The organism is Kitasatospora sp. NPDC008115 (assembly GCF_042957205.1).
GTDB lineage: Bacteria > Actinomycetota > Actinomycetes > Streptomycetales > Streptomycetaceae > Kitasatospora.
In genome coordinates, this window is the sequence record NZ_JBIBHU010000027.1 from 26,792 (window position 1) to 42,960 (window position 16,169).

At 72.6% G+C, this 16,169-nt stretch carries 15 protein-coding genes; 5 read left to right on the top strand and 10 right to left on the bottom strand.

Annotated features, from left to right (window positions below):
* Positions 1-13: 13 nt before the first annotated feature.
* The 5 genes from ACFZBX_RS28830 to ACFZBX_RS28850 are packed head-to-tail and all read right to left on the bottom strand — an operon-like array spanning position 14 to position 5,057.
* Positions 14-766: an ABC transporter ATP-binding protein gene (locus tag ACFZBX_RS28830; RefSeq protein WP_391536730.1), complete on the bottom strand. Its 753-nt coding sequence runs from the start codon at positions 764-766 to the stop codon at positions 14-16.
* The gene (locus ACFZBX_RS28835; RefSeq protein ID WP_391536731.1) at positions 763-1,617 is read right to left on the bottom strand and encodes an ABC transporter ATP-binding protein; all 855 of its coding nucleotides are present in this window, start codon (positions 1,615-1,617) and stop codon (positions 763-765) included. Before ACFZBX_RS28835 ends, ACFZBX_RS28830 begins: the two co-directional genes overlap by 4 nt.
* Complete coding sequence (locus ACFZBX_RS28840; RefSeq protein ID WP_391536732.1) at positions 1,614-2,963, bottom strand: branched-chain amino acid ABC transporter permease; 1,350 nt, start codon at positions 2,961-2,963, stop codon at positions 1,614-1,616. Before ACFZBX_RS28840 ends, ACFZBX_RS28835 begins: the two co-directional genes overlap by 4 nt.
* Positions 2,960-3,889, bottom strand: a complete 930-nt coding sequence (locus ACFZBX_RS28845) for a branched-chain amino acid ABC transporter permease (RefSeq protein WP_391536733.1) — start codon at positions 3,887-3,889, stop codon at positions 2,960-2,962. Before ACFZBX_RS28845 ends, ACFZBX_RS28840 begins: the two co-directional genes overlap by 4 nt.
* Positions 3,890-3,902: 13 nt before the next feature.
* Positions 3,903-5,057 carry a branched-chain amino acid ABC transporter substrate-binding protein gene (locus tag ACFZBX_RS28850; RefSeq protein ID WP_391536734.1) on the bottom strand — a complete coding sequence of 385 codons (1,155 nt, stop codon included), beginning with the start codon at positions 5,055-5,057 and terminating at the stop codon, positions 3,903-3,905.
* A 392-nt stretch (positions 5,058-5,449) separates the two neighbouring features.
* On the opposite strand from ACFZBX_RS28850, the gene ACFZBX_RS28855 reads away from it, so the two are divergent.
* From ACFZBX_RS28855 to ACFZBX_RS28875, 5 genes are all read left to right on the top strand, one after another.
* Positions 5,450-6,592, top strand: a complete 1,143-nt coding sequence (locus tag ACFZBX_RS28855) for an MFS transporter (protein ID WP_391536815.1) — start codon at positions 5,450-5,452, stop codon at positions 6,590-6,592.
* A gap of 114 nt (positions 6,593-6,706) precedes the next feature.
* Positions 6,707-7,288: a hypothetical protein gene (locus tag ACFZBX_RS28860; RefSeq protein ID WP_391536735.1), complete on the top strand. Its 582-nt coding sequence runs from the start codon at positions 6,707-6,709 to the stop codon at positions 7,286-7,288.
* 283 nt (positions 7,289-7,571) lie between these two features.
* Positions 7,572-8,756 carry a 3-hydroxybenzoate 6-monooxygenase gene (locus ACFZBX_RS28865; protein WP_391536736.1) on the top strand — a complete coding sequence of 395 codons (1,185 nt, stop codon included), beginning with the start codon at positions 7,572-7,574 and terminating at the stop codon, positions 8,754-8,756.
* 69 nt (positions 8,757-8,825) lie between these two features.
* Positions 8,826-9,725, top strand: coding sequence for a Gfo/Idh/MocA family protein (locus ACFZBX_RS28870; protein ID WP_391536816.1), 900 nt, complete (start codon positions 8,826-8,828; stop codon positions 9,723-9,725).
* Positions 9,726-9,794: 69 nt separating this feature from the next.
* Positions 9,795-11,360, top strand: coding sequence for a hypothetical protein (locus ACFZBX_RS28875; RefSeq protein ID WP_391536737.1), 1,566 nt, complete (start codon positions 9,795-9,797; stop codon positions 11,358-11,360).
* Positions 11,361-11,416: 56 nt separating this feature from the next.
* On the opposite strand, the gene ACFZBX_RS28880 is transcribed toward ACFZBX_RS28875, so the two are convergent.
* The 5 genes from ACFZBX_RS28880 to ACFZBX_RS28900 form a co-directional block, all read right to left on the bottom strand.
* A complete protein-coding gene (locus tag ACFZBX_RS28880) occupies positions 11,417-11,857 on the bottom strand; it encodes a hypothetical protein (protein WP_391536738.1) in 441 nt (146 codons plus the stop codon).
* Between the two features lie 17 nt (positions 11,858-11,874).
* On the bottom strand, positions 11,875-14,118 hold the full coding sequence (locus ACFZBX_RS28885; protein WP_391536739.1) for a putative T7SS-secreted protein: 2,244 nt from the start codon (positions 14,116-14,118) through the stop codon (positions 11,875-11,877).
* Positions 14,118-14,672 carry a hypothetical protein gene (locus tag ACFZBX_RS28890; RefSeq protein WP_391536740.1) on the bottom strand — a complete coding sequence of 185 codons (555 nt, stop codon included), beginning with the start codon at positions 14,670-14,672 and terminating at the stop codon, positions 14,118-14,120. The genes ACFZBX_RS28885 and ACFZBX_RS28890 overlap by 1 nt, the downstream gene beginning before the upstream one ends.
* The gene (locus ACFZBX_RS28895) at positions 14,653-15,078 is read right to left on the bottom strand and encodes a hypothetical protein (RefSeq protein ID WP_391536741.1); all 426 of its coding nucleotides are present in this window, start codon (positions 15,076-15,078) and stop codon (positions 14,653-14,655) included. The genes ACFZBX_RS28890 and ACFZBX_RS28895 overlap by 20 nt, the downstream gene beginning before the upstream one ends.
* A gap of 116 nt (positions 15,079-15,194) precedes the next feature.
* Positions 15,195-16,133, bottom strand: coding sequence for an NAD-dependent epimerase/dehydratase family protein (locus ACFZBX_RS28900; RefSeq protein ID WP_391536742.1), 939 nt, complete (start codon positions 16,131-16,133; stop codon positions 15,195-15,197).
* Positions 16,134-16,169: the final 36 nt, after the last annotated feature.

Here is a 16,169-nt window from a genome sequence, read left to right on the forward strand (position 1 = left end):
GGGGGCGGACCGCTCAGTCCGCCGTCTCGCCCAGATAGGCGGCCCGCACCCGGGGATCGTCCAGCAGCTCGGCCGCCGGGGCGCTCATCACGATCGAGCCGGTCTCCAGGACGTAGCCCCGGTCGGCGAGCCTGAGCGCCTGGGCGGCGTTCTGCTCGACCAGCAGGACGGTCGTCCCCTGGCCGTTGATCTCCCGGACGATGTCGAAGATCTGCGTGACGACCAACGGGGCCAGGCCCATCGACGGCTCGTCCAGCAGCAGCAGTGCGGGCCGGCCCATCAGCGCGCGCCCGATGGCGAGCATCTGCTGCTCGCCGCCGGACAGCGTGCCGGCCTCCTGCCCGCGCCGCTCGGCCAGCACCGGGAACAGGCCGAGGACCCGGTCGAGGTCCTCCTTCGGGGTGCGGCGGAAGCGGTACGCGCCCATGTCGAGGTTCTCCCGGACGGTCATCGCGGGAAACACCCGCCGCCCCTCGGGCGCGTGCCCGATCCCGAGGCCGACCACCTCGTGCGGCGGGACGCCGTCCACCCGGGCGCCGCGGAAGCGGATCTCGCCCGCCCTGGGCCGCAGCAGGCCGGACACCGCCTGGAGGGTGGTGGTCTTGCCGGCCCCGTTGGCGCCCAGCAGGGTGACCACCTCGCCCTCCCGGACCACCAGGTCGACGCCCTTCAACGCCTCGATCGCGCCGTAGGCCACGTGCAGGCCGCGCAGCTCCAGCAGCGGCGCCGGCCCTTCCTCCGGCGCCGGCCGGTCGGCCCCGGTCACGGCTCCTCCTGCGGCCCGGCGGTGCCCAGGTACGCCTGGACCACCGCCGGGTCGCGCTGCACCTCGGCGGGCCGCCCCTCGGCGATCACCCGGCCGAAGTTGAGCACCGTCACCCGGTCCGCCACCGACATCACCAGCCGCATGTCGTGCTCGATCAGCAGCACCGTCACCCCGAGTTCGCCGTTGATCCGCCGGATCAGCCGCTCCAGTTCGCGCTTCTCGGTCGGGTTGGTGCCCGCCGCGGGCTCGTCCAGCAGCAGCAGCGCCGGTTCGGTGGCGAGTGCGCGGGCGATCTCCAGCCGCCGCTGGACGCCGTACGGGAGCGCGGAGGCCGTCTCGTCGGCGACCGCGCGCAGCCCGGTGAAGTCCAGCAGGGCGGCGGTGGCGGCGTCACTGGAGCGCTCGTTGGCGCGGGCGCGCGGCAGCCGCAGCATGGCGGCGAGCGGGCCGGTGCGCTGTCTGGTCTCGGCGGCGACCTTGACGTTCTCGTAGGCGGACAGGGCGGCGAACAGCCGGATGTTCTGGAAGGTGCGGGCGATGCCGGCCCGGTTCACCACGTGGGGCTTGCGGCCGCGCCGTCGGCGCGCCGGGCCGCCGACCAGATGGACGGGGTGCCCGGCGCCGGGCGGGGCGAACGCGATGGTGCCCTCCTGGGGGGTGCAGACGCCGGTCAGGCAGTTGAACAGCGAGGTCTTCCCGGCGCCGTTGGGCCCGATGACGGCGAGGATCTCGCCCCGGCCGGCGGTGAGGTCGACCCGGTTGAGGCTGGTCAGGCCGCCGAACCGCAGGGTGACCCCGCGGACGGCGAGCAGCGGGCCGTCTGGTGCGCCGGCGGGCGGGCCGTCCGTCACGGCGACCTGCCCTCGGGGCTCTCGGACATCGCGTCGGCGTCCGCGATGCCCTGGGCGGCCAGGCCGAGCTCGCGCCGGCGGCGGCGCGAGGGGATCAGCCCCTGCGACCGGAAGATCATCATCACCACCAGGATCCCGCCGATCCAGATCGGGATGTCCTCCTGGCGGACGAGTTCCTGCTGCTGGAAGACGGCGGGCAGGAAGGTCAGCAGCGCCGCGCCGACCACCACCCCGATCAGCGAGCCCATGCCGCCGAAGATCACGTACGACAGCACGCTGATCGACAGCACGATCGGGAAGCTGGCCGGGTTGATGTAGCCGATCCGGGAGGCGTAGAGGACGCCGGACAGGCCGGAGACCGAGGCGCCGATCGCGAAGGCCATCAGCTTGTACCGGACGGTGGGCACGCCGGTGGCGGCCGCGGCGACCTCGTCCTCGCGCACGGCGGTCCAGGCGCGGCCGACCTTGGAGTGCTCCAGCCGGGAGAACAGCAGCAGCACGACGGTCAGCATGCCGATGAAGAGGTACCAGTACGGCAGCGAGTCCAGGCCCCAGGCGTAGTGCACGCCGTCGACGTGCACGGAGAAGTGCGGGATGCCGCCCGCGCCCTGGTTGCCGCCGGTCCAGGTGTCCTTGTTGACCAGGAACAGCTGGACGATCCCGTGGAAGGCGAGGGTCACGATGGCCAGGTAGTCGCCGCGCAGCCGCAGCGTCGGCGCGCCGAGCAGCAGCCCGGCGAGCAGGCAGACCACGACGGCGACCGGCAGGACGACGAAGGGGTTGAGGGCGAACGGCGGCTTCACCGGCAGCGCCCGGGTGAAGAAGGCGCAGGTGTAGGCGCCGATCGCGAAGAAGGCCACATAGCCGAGGTCCAGCAGGCCGGCCCAGCCGACCACCACGTTGAGGCCGACGGCGAGCAGCACGAAGACCGCGACCTGGTCGACCAGGACGCGCTGGTAGAACTCCCCGGCGAACCGCGGCAGGACGATCGCCGCGACCGCCGCGGCGAGCAGGAACAGCCGTCGGGTGAGCCGCCGTTCGGCGATCCGCCGCCAGCCGGCCCGCACGCCCGTGGTGCGCCGGGCGAGGTCCGGGCCGAGGCCGCGGGCGCGCCAGACCTCCAGCAGCGCCCACACCGCGACCGCGGCGGCCGACCACCGGACCAGGGCGGCCGAACCGAGCGACTCGCGCAGCACCAGCAGGTGGTCGGTGGGCGTGCCCTGGGCGGTCGAGGTGAGCACGGTCAGCAGCACCCCGGCGGCCAGCCAGCCGCCCAGCCGCACCAGCGGCGCGGGGACCCGCCGCCGGCGCCGCGCGGCGGGGACGGGGGTCGCGCCGCCGCTCACGCCGCCCGCCCCAGGCCCCGGCCGAGGATGCCGGTCGGGCGGAACATCAGCACCAGGATCAGCACCACGAAGGCGACGACGTCGATCCACTGGCTGGACATGCAGGACTGGCTGACGCTCTCCACCACGCCGAGCAGCAGGCCGCCGATCATGGCGCCGCGGATGTTGCCGATCCCGCCGAGCACCGCCGCCGCGAACGCCTTGATGCCGGGCAGGAAGCCCATCTGGTAGTGCACGTTGAGGTAGGTGCCGAACAGGAAGCCGGCGGCGCCGCCGAGCAGCCCGCCGATCACGAAGGTCTGCGAGACGACGCGGTCGATATTGACGCCCATCAGACTGGCGGTCTGCGCGTCCTGGGCGACGGCGCGGATGCCCGAGCCCAGCCTGGTGCGGTTCACCACCCGGTCGAGCAGCAGCATCATGACGACGGCGGTGCCGACGATCACCAGCTGCTGGACCCGGACCTGCGCGCCGAACAGGGTGAACACCACGCGGTTGGAGTAGAGCGCGGGCACGTCGGTGCGGTCGCGGCCGAACAGCTTCCCGGCGAGGTTGAACAGGAACAGCGAGGCGCCGATCGCGGTGATCAGGTAGACCAGCCGGGGCGCGCCGCGCCGTCGCAGCGGACGGTAGGCGACGCGCTCCAGCAGGAAGGCGACGACGGCCCCGAACGCCGCGCCGCCGAGCAGCCCGGCCAGCGTGAACAGGACGGACTGCGCGCCGTGCGGCGTGGTTCCCGGGGCGGCGAGCGCCTGGGCGATGAACAGGCCGGCGAAGCCGCCGGTCATGAACACCTCGCTGTGCGCGAAGTTGATCAGCTGGAGCACGCCGTACACCAGCGTGTAGCCGATGGCGATCAGCGCGTAGAGCGCGCCCAGGGTGATCCCGGGAACCAGGAACTGCCAGAAGTGGTCGGTGAGGCACATGGGAGAGCGCGGGTCATCCGGCGATCAGCTTGTCGACGGTGCCGAGCGCGGCGATCCGGCCGTTCCTGACCTCGTAGACGTAGACGCCCTTCTCGGTGACCTCGCCGTTGGGCTGGAACCTGATCTCCTTGCTGAGGCCCTTGTGGTCCACGGTGCGCAGGCCCTCGACGACCTTCTGGCGGTCGACGTCGGTGCCCAGCGCCCTCATCACCTGGATGAGGGCGTTGGTGGCGTCGTAGCCCTCCGGCGAGTAGGTGCCCGGGGGCTGATGGGCGAGGGCGGTGTAGTCCTCGACGAACTGTTTGGCCGCCGGATCGGCGGAGGCCGCCGCCGACAGGCACGCACAGGTCATCTGCCAGCCCTCGCTGGCGGGGCCGGCGAGCTGGATGAACTTGGGGTCGTTGGTGCCGTCGTCGGACATCGCCCTGCCGGTGAACGAGGTGTTCTTCAGGGCCTTGGCGAGCGGGGCCGCGTCGGCGTAGTAGCCGGTGTAATAGACCGCCTGCGCACCGGAGTTGGCGATCTTGACGGCGACCGCCGAGTAGTCGTTGGTCCCGGCGGCGACGCTGTCGCCGGTCACCTGCGCGCCGTTGGCCGTCAGCCGGTCCCTGATGTTCCCGGCGAGGCCGACCCCGTAGTCGGACTTGTCGTCGAGCAGGTAGACCGACTTCACCTGGAGCACCTTGGTGAGGTAGTCGGCGGCCGCGACGCCCTGCGCGGAGTCGGGCGGGACGACCCGGAAGAAGGTCTTGAAGCCGTTGGCCGGATCGGTGAGCGCCGAGGCGGTCGCCGACGCGCTGACCGAGGCGAGGTTCGCCTGGGTGAACAGCGGCTCGGCGGCCTTGGTGGCGCCGGAGAAGGTGGGCCCGACCACGCCGACCACGCTGCTGTCCCCGATGAGCTGCTGGGCCGCGGTCGGTCCCTTGGCGGGATCACCCTGGTCGTCGGCCTCCTTGACCTTGAGCGTGAACGGCAGGTCGCCCTCTTCGTTCGCCTGCTGGACGGCGAGCTTGACGCCCCAGTCGATGTTGATCCCGAGCTGGGCGTTGGGCCCGGTCAGCGGCCCCTGGAAGCCGATGGTGTAGGTGGGTCTGTCCGCCGCGACGGCGCCCGCGTGCGCGAGCGGGGACAGTGCCAGCGCCCCGGCCATCACCGGGACGCCTGCCATGATGATCATTCTTCTGCGCATGATGCACCTCTCGGGCGGCGCCTGCCCGGATCACGCTCGGTTGCGCGTGCCGTCCGGCGCTGCGCCGCCACCAGGGCGAAGGGCTCACCCCGCGTATCCGCTTGACCGCGGTGCGGTGGGCGAACGCGTCGTGGAACCCCACTGTACGTGCGAGCGCCCGCACCGGCCGCTCGGGAAACCGGGCCGCGCACGGGCGGTGCGCCCGCGCCGTACCGGACCCGCGCGGCCATTCGGCGCAGCCCGCCGCCGCCGGCCCGCCCCCGGCCGGGCCGCGCGCCTACGGTGGGCTGGTGACCGATCGTCCGACCGGGCGGCCGCCCGCCGTGCCCGGCCCGGCCTACCTCGGGGCCGCCGCCGCCTTCGCCGTCTGCATGGCGGGCACCACCCTGCCCACCCCGCTCTACGGCCTCTACCAGGAGGAGATCGGCTTCTCCGAGCTGATGGTCACCGTCGTGTTCGCCGTCTACGCCTTCGGAGTCATCGGCGTCCTGCTGCTCGTCGGCAACGTCTCCGACACCGTCGGACGCCGGCCCGTGCTGCTCTGCGGACTGGCCTGCGCGGCGGCCAGCGCCGTCGCCTTCCTGGCCGAGGGCGGACTGCCGCTGCTCTGCCTGGGCCGGCTGCTCTCCGGCTTCTCGGCCGGCCTGTTCACCGGCACCGCCACCGCCTACGTGCTGGAACTCGCCCCGCCCGGCCACCGGGCCCGCGCCGCGTTCGCCGCGACCGCCGCCAACATGGGCGGCCTGGGCTGCGGCCCGCTGCTGTCGGGCCTGCTCGCCGAGTACGCGCCGAACCCCCTGGTCCTGCCGTTCGCCGTGCACCTGGTGCTGCTCGCCGCCTCCTTCGCCGTCACCTGGTTCCTGCCGGAGACCGTCGAGGGCGCCCGGCCGCTGCGCACCGCCCGGCCGCGGCGGCCCTCGCTGCCGCCGCAGGTCCGGGGGGTCTTCGTCCCGGCGGGCCTCGCCGCCTTCGCGGGGTTCTCGCTGCTGGGCGTCTTCACCTCGGTCAGCCCCGCCTTCCTCGCGGAGGACCTGGACGTCCACAACCACGCGGTCACCGGCCTCATCGTCTTCACGGCCTTCCTGGGCTCCACCCTCGGGCAACTCGTGGTGCCCCGGCTGGGCACCGCCCGGGCCATCCCGCTGGGCTGCCTGGTGCTGATCGCCGGGCTCGCCCTGCTGGCCGCCGCGCTCGCCTGGAACACCCTGCCGCCGCTGGTGCTGGCCGCCCTGGTGGGCGGGTCCGGGCAGGGCATGGGCCTGCGCGGCGCGGTCGGCGAGATCGCCGCCGCGGCCCCCGCCGAGCACCGGGGCGGCGCGCTCTCCGCGCTCTTCGTCGTCGCCTACTTCGGCATCTCGATCCCCGTCATCGGCATCGGCCTGCTCGCCGGACCCCTCGGCCTGTCCGAGGCGGGCCTGGTCTTCGCCGGCTGCATGGCCGTGCTCGCCGCCGCCTCCGGCCTCTACCTGCTGCGCCGCCCGGGCGCGGGCACGGACGCGGGCGGGGCCGGCTGACGGTGTGCCCGTTTTCGGGGTGGGTCGAAGGGCTTTGCCCGGCCATCGCCCGCCCGGTGAGACTCTCCGAGGCAACAGGCCATCCGGAGAAGTGACTTGAGGAGAGTGTCCGTCATGAGGATCGCGCGTTCCCTCGTTCCACGCGCCGGCGTCGCGCTGGGCGCCGTACTGATGGCGACCGGGCTGCTGGGCGGTCCCGCCCAGGCCGCCGACGGCGCCCCCGCCCCGGCCGCGTCGGCCGCAGCCCCGGCCGCCGCGGCGCCCGCCGCTGCGGCCCCCGCCTCCGACGCGAACCAGACGGTCATCCGGGCCACGGCCGGCCTGAGCCGAGGCCAGAGCTGGTCCTCGCCCGACGGCAGCACCGTCCTGTACCAGCAGTACGACGGGCACGTCGTCCTCTACAAGAACGGCGCCGCGATCTGGACCGCCGTGGGCACCTACGGGGTCGGCACCTACTTCTACGTCCAGGACGACGGCAACCTCACCGCGTACGACGCCGCCTGGCGCCCCCTCTGGGAGAGCCGCACCGGCCGCCACCCCGGCGCCTACCTCGCCATCCAGAACGGCGGGAACCTGGTCGTCTACTACGGCAGCACCCCGCTGTGGTGGTCCAACTACCGCCCCGGCGGAGGAACCGGCCCGATCGACCCGACCGACCCCGAGTGCGTCCCCACGACCCATCAGCTCTGCCCGTAGCCCCCGTCCTCGCCGCCGGTGACCGCCGGGGCCGCGCCTCCCACCGGACGCGGCCCCGGCGGTCCGCGTCCGTCCCCCGTCCCCCGTCCGCCCGTTCACACCGCTCCCGGTGGTGCGCGTGGACACCACCGGTGACGTCCCGGAACCGTTCGCCCGCCTCCCGGGGCGGCGCCCGAACCAGCCGTCACAGCAGTGCGATCCGAACGGCGGCAAACCTTCCGCTTGCGGCACGCAGGCACATAAGCTGCTCATGACTTGGGGGAACGACCCACGGGGGAACCACATGCTTCACGCACTCGTCGCCGGTGGCGGCATCGGCGGCCTGGCCACGGCCCTGGCCCTCGCCAACGGCGGCCACCGCGTCACCGTCCTGGAGCGCCAGGACGTCTTCACCGAAGTCGGCGCCGGCGTCCAGATCGCACCGAACGGCTTCCACGCCCTGGACCTGCTGGGCGTCGGCGCCGCCGTCCGCGAGCGCGCCGTCCACGTCGACGAACTGCGCCTGATGGACGCGCTCGACGGCAGCCCGCTCGTCGCCATGCCGGTCGGCGAGCGCTACCGGGAGCGCTTCGGCGGCCCGTACGCCGTCGTCCACCGGCGCGACCTGCACAACCCGCTGCTCGCGGCCTGCCGGGAGAGCGGCGACGTCGAACTCGTGCCGGGCGCCCCGGTGCAGCGGTTCACCCAGGACGCGGACGGCGTGAGCGTCACCACCGCGGACGGCCGGACCTTCACCGGCGACCTGCTGGTGGGCGCCGACGGCATCCGCTCGACCGTCCGCGCGCAACTGCTGGACGACGGACCGCTGCGGCCCTGCGGCCACACCATCTACCGCACCCTGGTCCCGATGGAGCGGGTGCCGTCCCGGCTGCGCCGCAACGCGGTGACCCTGTGGGCCGGCCCCGGCTGGCACATCGTCCACTACCCCGTCGCGGGCGGGGAGCAGCTCAACCTCGCCGCGGTGCTGGACGACGGCGCCACCGAGGCCGTCGCGGGCCGTCCGACCGAGCGCGACACCGTGCTGTCCCGCTTCCCCGAGCTCGACCCGGCCCCGGCCGAGCTCCTGCGGCTGGGCGAGGACTGGCGCGAGTGGGTCCTGTGCGACCGCGACCCGGTCGACGACTGGAGCCGCGGCCGGGTGACGCTGATGGGCGACGCCGCCCACCCGATGCTCCAGTACGCCGCCCAGGGCGCCTGCCAGGCCCTGGAGGACGCCGTCGTCCTCGGCGACCTCCTGGCGCACGCGCCGTCCGACGATGTGACGGGCCGTCTGGAGAAGTACGTCGAGGCCCGCCGCGAACGCGCCGGGCGCGTCCAGCTGCTCGCCCGGGAGATGGGCGACACGCTCTACCACCCCGCCGGGGAGGAGGCCCGGGCCCGCAACGCGATGCTGAGCCCGCTCACCGAGGACGACCTCCACGACAAGGTCTCCTGGCTGCACTCCACCCCCGTCGGGCCCGGTGCATAGGGTGGGGGTGACACCCGCCCGCGTACCCGTGGAGATCCGATGAGTCCGTCCGCTGTTCCCGGCACCCCGATCCCGGTCGGGGTGATCGGGCTCGGTGACATCGCGCAGAAGGCCTACCTGCCCGTGCTCGGCACGCTGCCCGGCCTGGACCTGCGGCTGATGACCCGCGACGGCGCCAAGCTGGACCGGATCGGCGAGGCGTACCGGATCGAGCCCCGGCACCGCTTCACCGATCTCGGCCGGCTGATCGACAGCGGCATCCGGGCGGCCTTCGTGCACGCCTCCACCGCCCAGCACGTGCCGATCGTCGAGCAGCTGCTCACGGCGGGCGTCGACGTCTACGTGGACAAGCCGCTCGACCACACCCTCGACGGCGCCCGCCACCTGGTCGCCCTCGCCGACCGTACCGGCCGCTCGCTGGCCGTCGGCTTCAACCGCCGCCACGCCCCCGGCTACGCCCAGGCCCTGGAGCGGCCGCGGGACCTCATCGTCCTGCAGAAGAACCGCGAGGGCCTGCCGGAGACCGCGCGCACCCTGGTCTACGACGACTTCATCCACGTCGTCGACACCCTGCGCTTCCTGGCCCCCGGCGAGATCGAGCACGTCGACGTCCGCGCCCGGGTGCGCGACGGCCTGGTGGAGCACGTCGCCCTCACCCTCGCCGGGGACGGCTTCACGGCCCTCGGCATCATGAACCGCCGCTCCGGATCGACGGAGGAGATCCTGGAGGTCTCCGGCGCCGACTCCAAGCGCGAGGTCCGCAACCTCGCCGAGGTCGTCGACCACCGCGGCCAGCCCACCACCCGCCGCCGCGGCGACTGGGTCTCGGTGGCCCGCCAGCGCGGCATCGAGCAGGTCGTCCAGGCCTTCCTCACCGCCGTCCGCACCGCCAGGACCCTCGACGCCCACGACGCCCTGCGCACCCACGAACTGTGCGAACTCGTCGTCACCCGCATCGAGGGCCCCTGACGCTCCGCCAGGAGGCGGCCGGCGCCGCGTAGACTCCTCGCCGACACGAGGCGGGGAATCGGGGGAACCATGAGCGATGCGGGACGCCGGCCGCCGCCGCCGGCCGCCGGGCGGAAGCCCGCCGGACTGGCGCTGCTCGACCTGCTCGACGATCCGAAGGCCCCGCGGCTCTGTGTGCTCTCGGGGCCGCCGGGCATCGGCAAGTCCCACCTGCTGACCTGGCTCGGGGAAGCCTGCGCTACCCCCGGCGGCCCGCCCGCCCGCCGGCCCGACGCGGCGTTCTCGTTGGCGGGCATGACGGCGGAGTCCGTGGTCTGGCGGCTGGCCGCCCGGCTCGGCGTCACGGCACGGGGACCGGCCGAACTCGTGCGGGTGCTGGGGGAGAACCCCTACCCGAGGCTGCTCTTCCTCCGGGACCTGGACCGCTCGGCCGAACCCGGGGCCATCGCCGCCGGGGTGCTGGGGCGTTTGTTGGAGGACCCGAACCTGCGGCTGGTCGCCGAGGGCACGGACGGCCTGTGGGATCCCGGTCCCGCGGCCGCGGTGCTGGACCTCACCAAGCCCGAGTGGACCGACCCCGGCCACTTCGACCTCTGGTACGGGAGGCAACGCGGACCGTCACCATTCGAGGCAGCCGACGTCTACCCCAGCCCCGGCTCGGCGCTGCTCGCCCTCGGCATCGCGGCCGACGCGCCGGGCGCACGGAGCGGCGGTGTCCACGCAGCCTGGTGGGCCGCGGCGGGCGACCTGGCGCGCTCCGCACTCGGTGTGCTCGCGGCTGCGGTCCAGCCGCTCACCCTGGCACAGTGGTCGGCCGCGGCGGGAACGGAAGCCGCCGTGGCCGCGGCCCGGATCCTGCCGCCGGACCAGGCCGACGGCAAGGCGTGGTGGCTGCCGCCCGGTCCGCTGCGGGACACGGTCACGGCCGAGGCCGTCCCCGCCGACCCGGCACGACTGGCCCGTGCCCTGGCCGACACGATCCCCCGACTCCCCGACAGCTCACCCGACTTCACTCGTGCCGACCCCGAAGACCTCGGCCTCGTCCTGCGCCAGGCGGTCCTTGCGGGCCTCGCCGGAGAAGTGCTCGACGACTTCGAGTTGCTGACCCACGCCGACCCCGTGGCCGTGACGACCGCGCTCTCGACGTCGTCCGAACCGGTCGCGACCGCCTGGCGTCTTGCCGGACCCGCTCTCATCGATGAACCGGATCCGGCGGTCCGTGCGCGTCTCCTCCGTGCGCGCGGCCGTCTCGGGGCTCAGGCCGGCAGCACGCAGATGGGGCAGCGGATTCCGACAGTCGTCGAGGCGGCACTGAGCCGGCTCGCCTCCGGTACGGGGGACCCGTTGGACCTCCTGACCGCACTGCTGGAAGCCGACGTGTTGGTCTGTCCCGATGCTGGAACCGGCGAACCACTGGTGACACCCGGAGCGAACGGAAGGGACGGCCTGGACGCCTGTACCTCGCAGGACCACGTCCCGAGCCATTGGGCGGACACCGTGCCCATGTCCGGCCGCAGCGTGGCCACCGCGTTCCACGACCTCGACATCCGGCTCAACCCCGCCAGTGCGACTTCGCTCTGCTTCCCGCTGCGTGATCTGGGACGCGTCATGGGGATGGCCCGGAGCCAGTGCTGAAACATGCTGTTGGCCGGGTGGCGACCCCCGGAGAAGGAGCCGCCACCCGAAGCCGCTCAGCCGCGGCCGCGTGGTGAAGGCGCGGTGCGGGCCGGGGGCTGCCACCCCTCCTGGGCCTTCTCCCGCAGGTCACCGACCGACTCGGCCCTCGACCGTGAACCCGGCACGACGAATCCGATCTGCCCACCGGGCCGGTCGTCTGACAGTTCCGCCAGGGCTTGCGAAGGGGGCAGGTCGCGCGCCTTGGCCGCACGCATCCTGATCAGCCAGTATCCGGCACTGTTCGATGCCTCGACCGCAACGGCGGGCCGCCCCACCCAGCCGGCCGCGTCGTCCGCGTCGGATGCCCAGAGATAGCCGAGCACTCCGCTGGTTTCGTTGGCGATCGTCATGTATTCGACAGGCTTGTCGGTCCGGTACGCATAGTCGACCGGCCCGTCGATCACCTCGAACTGCATGTCCTCGCGAAGGCGAGGGTTTTCCCGGTCACGGTCCACGGTGAATTTTCTCTCAATCAGGGATTGATATCCCCATAGATCTGCCACTGACCATTGTCGTCCATGAAAACACGATCGGCACGCCATCTCAGGCCTCGCTCCAGGAGGACCTCCCGTTCCCCCATGCCGTAGAAGGATACTTTCTCAACCCACAGCGCCGGTGTGCCCTCGGGGACCCGAAGGTGAAGCACGGCCTGCTTGTCGGCAAAAGCGGCCGTGCCCAGGGAGCTTGAAGTGAAAGCATTTTCGGTGAAGATATTTCCGACCATCTGGGAGGGGTCCATGGGGATGTGGTAAAGGTTTGTCCCACGACTGACCATGACGGCCTCCGGGGTCGGGTGCCCTGCCAGCGCTTTGTCGATCTCGGCGATGTGCTGCAGGATTTCGGGAGTCTCGCCGTTTCCGGAGCGGAGGTAGCCGTTGAGCTCGTGGTAGGTCGGCCCGGTGGTGGCATTCGGTTCGCAGGTGTAGTCGTGGACGGCTCTCCGCTGTGGCTCGGGCAGGGTCACGGCATAGTCGTTCCACTCGTCGGCGCCGTACCTCGCTGCCGCCGCGTCGTTCTCGAAGGTCTTGGCATTTCTCGACGTTTCCGCCTCGGCGACCTTGATCTTGTCGGAGAGATCGAGCCTGTTGAAGTCTTCGGTCGAAAGCGGTGGTGCGTCGCTCCGCACCGGATCGGCCTGGACGCCGCTGTTCGGGGCAGGATCGCCGGGCCTGGTCGGCACGGCATCCGCGGGGTGTGAAGCGGGGGGTGTCCCAGCGGGCTCCGCGTGTGGCGGTATGGGCTCGGGGTGCGGGACCTGTTGTGGCGGCACCTTGACGGGGCCGGTGGTGAAGGTGTCGGCCGGAGGGTGGGGCGGGGCCTTGAGGGTCCAGCCCTCGGGGAGACCGGCCAGATTCGTCGGCGGCGGCAGGACGGGTTTGACCGCGGCTGCCTTCTTGGCGGCTTCCTCGAGCGCCTTCTCGGCAGCCTCCTTGGAGGCCTTGTCCGCCGCCGCCTTCGCGGCTTTCGTCGCCGCTTCCTTGGCCGCCTTCTCGGCGGCCTCCTTCGCGGCCTGCTCTGCGGCTTCGCGGGCCGCCTTCTCGGCCGCGGCCCTGGCTGCGGCTGCGGCCTCGCGCTCGGCGATCGAGGCGGCGGCTCCGGTGCCGCCGGTTCCGCCGCCGAGGAGGAGGTTGCCGGTGAGGCGGCCGCCGGCCTCGGAGGGGTCGCTGCCCCAGCCGCTGCCCACCAGACCCTTCAGCAGGTCGGCCGGGTGGTCCCCGGCCTGGATCAGACCCGCGGTCGTCGTGGACAGGCCCTGGAGGTACTGGCTGGGGTGGGAGAGGTTGTACGGGTCGAAGAAGTTCAGCGACCGGCCGAGCTTGATGAGATCGGTCCCGCTCTTGACCGCGCCTCCGGTGAAGTGGAGGAGCGACACCGGCGCGGCGGCGATCCCGTCCTTCACATTCGCCTTGAGAATCTCCGTTCGGCTCGGCATGGGCGGGGCCGACCGGGTGGCGGCCGAGATCGCCGTGGCGGCGGTCCGCGCCGCGGAATCCCTTTGTGTGCGTGCGGCGTTGAGCTTCTCCTCGGCCTGCCGGAACGATTCCTCTGCGGGGCTGCGGAACTCGCCGGGCTTGGTGGGCGGGCTCGCGGGACGCTGGTCGGCCGGGGTGGCGTTGTAGGCCTTGACCTGAAGGTCATAGGTGAGGGCCGCTTGCATGGCGGCCTTTACCGCCGAGTCGTGCTTCTTCTTCGCCTCCTTCCAGAGACGTGCGGCCTCTCCGGCCTCGCCCTGGGCCCATACGACGGTGTGGGCGAAGGCCTCCAGCGCGGCGGCGGCCTGGCCGCAGGCATCGGCTGCGGCCAGCCACCGTTTGGGCTGCGGGTCGAAGATCTTCTGGAACGCCTCCGCTGCCGGTCCGGTCCAGTGGTCGTGGTCGATTCGGGTCAGACCGGTGCCGGTCTTCTCGAAGGCGTCATGGAACTTCTTCAGGTGCGCGGCGGCCTCGTTGATCCTCTTGGCGTCACCGTGCACGAGCTCCTTGGGGTCGTCGCTCTGGTCCAGGCTCCGTTCGCGGACTTTCAACCCGGCCTCGTCCGCGACCCCGTCGCCCCAGCCGTTCACGTCCTGCGCGGCGCCGTGGAGCCCGACGCCGTTCAGCGCGCCCCCGACCAGGTGGGAGCCCTTCTGTACGACCTTCGCCCCGGCCTTGAGATTGGCGTCGACGAAGTTGCCGGCGGCATCGACCGCGTCGGTGATGCTGAAGTGCAGGCCCATCAGTGGTCACCCGCCGAGGCTTCGGCGATCTTCTTGTTGATCCCGAAGGGGCCTTCGAGCTTCTCCTTCGCGATGTCCTTCCAGGACTTCTCGATCCCGTCGAGGGCCTTGTCCGCGGATTGTGGCGAGAAGTCCGGGTTGGTCAGCTGGGTGTAGTGGTTGTCGCCCCAGATCTGGTTCCAGGACTTGCCCTCGATCTGCTCCTCGGTCTGGTGGGGATTGCCGATGCTCGCTGCGACGACGTTCTTCAACAGCCCGTTCGCGTAGCGTTCCTGCTCGTGGTAGAAGCCCGCCGAGAGCCCTAGCTTCATCGCGAGTTCGGAGCCATCCTGGAGCAGTGCCCGAACGCCCCAGGACCAGCGTTCGCAGAAGGCCGTGAAGACGGTGTGGAGGTCGGGGTGGCCTGCCTCCGTGCCGGTCAGCTCCAGCTCGGAGAAGCCGCGGCCCGATTCCGCGAGGCCGGCGATCCCCAATCCCTGTAGCTCCGCGATCGCCCCATTGATACCCTCCTCGGCGAGCTTCAGCGCTTGCGGATCAACCCCGAACGCGGCCATCAATCCCCCTTGTCGTCATCGGTGGCCCGTCGATGGCCGCGATGTCCGGCACGACGCCTCTCATCGGAGGGAAGAGCATCGGCTCGGCACCCGTCACGTCCAGTGCGATCCCACCGGGCCTTCCCAGTTCCGGCACTGCTACGTCCAGCAGCCGTGAGCCCAGGACCGTTATATAGGGAAACCCTTCGACCGGAAGGCCTTTCGCCTGTGCGAAGGTGGCCAGTTCGGCCTCTGATGTGAAGGCGAGGATCCACCGTAGACCGTCTCCGTCGGCAGTCCATACGGACTCCTCCCCCCATCGTGGCACCAGGAGTGCGCTCAGCCGGAACTGAGCGAGCATCACGGCCGGATCGCCCACCCCCGCCCGCAGCATCCTCACCTGATGGACGAGACCGGCGTTCGTCATCGCTTCCCCCTCTGCCGGCGACGGCTCCTCTGCTGGCGCCGTCGCCGCACTGAAGGTACACGTACGGCGTGGCGGCCGGGCGAGGCGGCATGGACGGCAGAGGAACTGTCACCGGGTCAGGCGGCGGCCGGGCGGGCGCGCCACCAGGCGATCGTGGCGGGGAGTTGGGTGTCCAGGGGGGTGGGGCGGGTGCTGAAGGTGGCGGTCCAGGCGGTGCTGTCGAGGGTGAACGGGCGGTCGAACTGGTAGCGGGTTTCCCGGAGTTCGCGGAGGAGGGGGGAGAAGAGGCCGGCCAGGGCGAGGGCCGCCGGGTGGAGGCGGCGGACGGGGACCGGGGGGACGCCGGCCTCGGCGGCGAGCAGGTCGATCATGCGGCGGATCGGGACGGCGGGGGCGGTCGGGGCGTGCCAGGCCCGGCCCCAGGCGCGTTCGTCGGCGGCGGCCTCGGCCAGGGCGCCGGCCACGTCGGGGAGATAGCTCCAGCTGTGCGGGGCGTCCGGGTCGCCGAGGACGGAGACGGGCCTGCCCGCCAGCAGCCGTGGGACGGCGCGGGAGGCCAGGTGGCCGCCCTCGGTCACGCCGGGGCCGAAGAAGTCCGAGGCGCGGACCTCGACCGCGCGGATCCGGCCCGCCTCGTGGAGGGTCCGGGCCTGCTCCCAGAGCGAGGCGCGCAGCCGCCCCTTGGGCCCGGTCGCGGCGAGCGGGAGGTCCTCGGTGAGGGGGCCGTCCACCGGGCCGTAGCCGTAGAGGTTGCCGAGCATGACGAGGACGGCTCCGCTCGCCTCGGCGGCCGCGCAGAGCGAGGCGTGCAGCGGCGGCCAGTCGGTCGTCCAGCGGGGCAGCGGTGGGGCGGCGCAGCTGTACAGGGCGGCGGCTCCGCGGGCGGCCTCGGCCAGCGGTCCGCCGGCGGTGGCGTCCAGCGCCAGGTGCTCGATGCCCGCCTCGGCCGGGCGGCCGGTGCGGGTGACGACCCGCACCTCGTGGCCCTGGTCGGCCAGCAGGCGGGCGGTGGCGGCACCGGCCGGCCCGTATCCGACGATCACGTGAAGGCTCATCGGCACACCCTAGAGGGCGCGGGCCGGCCCCGGGTG

What these genes read in the sequence shown, in the direction of transcription:
- ACFZBX_RS28860 (WP_391536735.1), top strand. Translation starts at nt 6,707, where the DNA reads ATGAGGATCGCGCGTTCCCTCGTTCCACGCGCCGGCGTCGCGCTGGGC.
- ACFZBX_RS28875 (WP_391536737.1), top strand. Translation starts at nt 9,795, where the DNA reads ATGAGCGATGCGGGACGCCGGCCGCCGCCGCCGGCCGCCGGGCGGAAG.
- ACFZBX_RS28900 (WP_391536742.1), bottom strand. Translation starts at nt 16,133, where the DNA reads ATGAGCCTTCACGTGATCGTCGGATACGGGCCGGCCGGTGCCGCCACC.
- ACFZBX_RS28895 (WP_391536741.1), bottom strand. Translation starts at nt 15,078, where the DNA reads ATGACGAACGCCGGTCTCGTCCATCAGGTGAGGATGCTGCGGGCGGGG.
- ACFZBX_RS28850 (WP_391536734.1), bottom strand. Translation starts at nt 5,057, where the DNA reads ATGGCAGGCGTCCCGGTGATGGCCGGGGCGCTGGCACTGTCCCCGCTC.
- ACFZBX_RS28865 (WP_391536736.1), top strand. Translation starts at nt 7,572, where the DNA reads ATGCTTCACGCACTCGTCGCCGGTGGCGGCATCGGCGGCCTGGCCACG.
- ACFZBX_RS28890 (WP_391536740.1), bottom strand. Translation starts at nt 14,672, where the DNA reads ATGGCCGCGTTCGGGGTTGATCCGCAAGCGCTGAAGCTCGCCGAGGAG.
- ACFZBX_RS28855 (WP_391536815.1), top strand. Translation starts at nt 5,450, where the DNA reads ATGGCGGGCACCACCCTGCCCACCCCGCTCTACGGCCTCTACCAGGAG.
- ACFZBX_RS28845 (WP_391536733.1), bottom strand. Translation starts at nt 3,889, where the DNA reads ATGTGCCTCACCGACCACTTCTGGCAGTTCCTGGTTCCCGGGATCACC.
- ACFZBX_RS28885 (WP_391536739.1), bottom strand. Translation starts at nt 14,118, where the DNA reads ATGGGCCTGCACTTCAGCATCACCGACGCGGTCGATGCCGCCGGCAAC.